At 67.0% G+C, this 2,312-nt stretch carries 2 protein-coding genes; both read right to left on the reverse strand.

All coding sequences use genetic code 11. The annotated features are described in order from the left end of the window. A partial coding sequence (locus tag NNI01S_RS32875) for a tetratricopeptide repeat protein (protein ID WP_169813061.1) occupies window positions 1-1,468 on the reverse strand: 1,468 nt, incomplete at its 3' end. Window positions 1,469-1,623: 155 nt separating this feature from the next. Then, on the reverse strand, window positions 1,624-1,968 hold the full coding sequence (locus NNI01S_RS35145) for a hypothetical protein (protein ID WP_157115173.1): 345 nt from the start codon (window positions 1,966-1,968) through the stop codon (window positions 1,624-1,626). Window positions 1,969-2,312: the final 344 nt, after the last annotated feature.

Raw genomic sequence — 2,312 nt, forward strand, 5'->3', positions numbered from 1 at the left:
CCAGGGTGTCGGGGTGGTGGCCGTGGATCCGCTCGCGGCCGGCGAGGATCTGCTCGTACAGGCTGATCGCTTCTGCGACCCGCCCCGCCGAGTCGTAGGCGTAGGCGAGATTGTGGCGGGCGGTCAGGGTGTCGGGGTGGTGGGGGCCGAGGATCCGCTCGAAATGGTTGAGCAGGTGCTGGGTGAGGGGGATAGCGCGCTGCAGGTCCACGGCGGTGACCAGCTGTCTGGTCGCCCACGCAAGGACATTCAGGAATCTGATGACAAGAGAGAGTGGCTGCCGACGTCGCCGCAGCCACCCTGTGCGGGGCGCTGGTGTGGTGAAGTCGACCAGCTCTGCGCTGCGGAGGGCGTCGATCTGGTCGACCAGATGCGCACCCTCCACCCGCCGTGACCACGCCTCGCTGTGGTCGAACAGTCGCGGCTCGATCACCTCCAGGGCGTGTGTGAGAAGGCTGTTTGTGTTGCCGCGGTCGCGGGCGCGTTCGAGTAGCACGCGGGCGGTCAGCCGATGGGCGAGCAGGGTTTCGCTGGTGGTCGACCAGCTCAGCAGGGATCGCTGCACGCAGTGGGTGATCGCCGCGTCGACGAACTCGTTGCGCTTGGGATCCGGGTGCACGAGCAGGGACCGATCGACCCCGGAAGGCGCGAGCACGGCGAATAGCCCCAGCAGCCAGCCAACCACGGCGTCCCGACCCGGGTTGCCGGTAGGAGTTTCGGCAGCGTGGATGGCGAGCAGGATCGCCTGGTCTACGCTCCAGGGATATTGCTGGCCGTCATGGCGCTGCAGCGCCTGCGGCAGCGGCTGCGCATGCAGCTGCCGCAGATAGGTTCGGTAGGTCAGGCGGGGCCCGTAGGGTGGTGTGATCGTGGCAGCCGCGGCCGACAATGCCAATGGCAGGTACCCGAGTTCAGCGGCGAGTTCTTTCTCGCCGTCGGGGTCGCCGGTGATGCCGGTGGCCTCGCGCAGGTAGCGGTGCGCCTGGTCAGGGGTGTAGCCGGTTCCGGCATCGACGGTGACGGCGGCCAGCCCGATCATGGCCTGGTTGAGGGTGGTGATCACGACTCGCGTGCCGCCGTGGACCGGTAACAGTTCGCGTAACAGGTCGACGTGTTCGGCGTTGTCGAATACCAGCAGATGCCGGTCTTGGGTGGAGCCGAGGTAGTCACGCAGCAGACGGGCCGACTCGATGGTGTCCCCATCGGCGGCCGCGACACCGAGCCGGTCGGCGATCGCGGCCAGCCCGGTGTAAAGGGTTTCCGGGCTTTCGGCGTTGATCCAACCGACCAACCCCTCCCGGCGATCGAGCACGCGACGGGCATAGGCAGCAGCCAGGTGAGTTTTACCGGCCCCCCGCATCCCGGTGACCACGACCGCGACCCGGTCGGCGGCCAACCCCGCCTCGATTTCGTCGACCTGTTCACGCTCGACGAAATGCTGCGGCTTCCGCGGGATCAGTCCCGACACCCCCACAGCCACCCCAGCCAACGCAGACCGCACAGGCCCCACTGGACCGCCGCCCGGGTAATAGTGGTGGTTGCTCGTGACTCGGATGTCTCCGCCCGCAAAGACCTGCTGCATCGAGGCAGCCACAGCGGGCGCAGCGGTCTCTCGGGCCTTGCTCACGGGTGTGAGGCATCACCGCGGCCGGCGTCGATGTCTTTGAAATCCAAGTCGCCGCCGAAACGCCCCTTGCTCACTCTGACACCGGTACCCGGCGCACGAACCCCCTCGGCCCGCAAACCCCCTCCGGCCCTCACATCCCCCAGCTCGATGCCACTAGCTGGTTCCGGCGCCACAGGTGAGGACTGAGCGCGCTGCATCCACAGCGACGTTGCGAACACACCCACCGTCAATACCGCGACTGCCAGCCACATCCACACCGAACGACCGCCGCCGGTCGCGTAGTTCACCGCCACCGCCAGCCCTGTCGACAGCACCGCAGTAGCCGCCGTGGGAACCACCACCCGCCTCACCGCCTGCCCTGAAGCCACGGCACCCCCTCTATCCGAAGACAATCCGAATTCTCAGTCAGCCACCGATCCTCACAGCCTCACGCCACAAAAACCAGCCGACATACACACCGCCACCCACCAGCACCCACCCGTTGACAAACCGAAGCGGCACAACCTCTTCCGCACCCGGGGGCACATCACCTACCCAGGTGTTGCCCGACAACCCGGAAACCTACTCTCCCCGCCGCGACGGCCCGGCCAGGTCACCGAGACCCGAACACCCGCCGATTCGCCCGATAACCGTAGTTATCAGGCAATACCTCGTCTACGGCACCCGGGGTGGGGACTGTGGATTT

The sequence above is a fragment of the Nocardia niwae NBRC 108934 = DSM 45340 genome, from assembly GCF_001613465.1.
Classification (GTDB): Bacteria; Actinomycetota; Actinomycetes; order Mycobacteriales; family Mycobacteriaceae; genus Nocardia; species Nocardia niwae.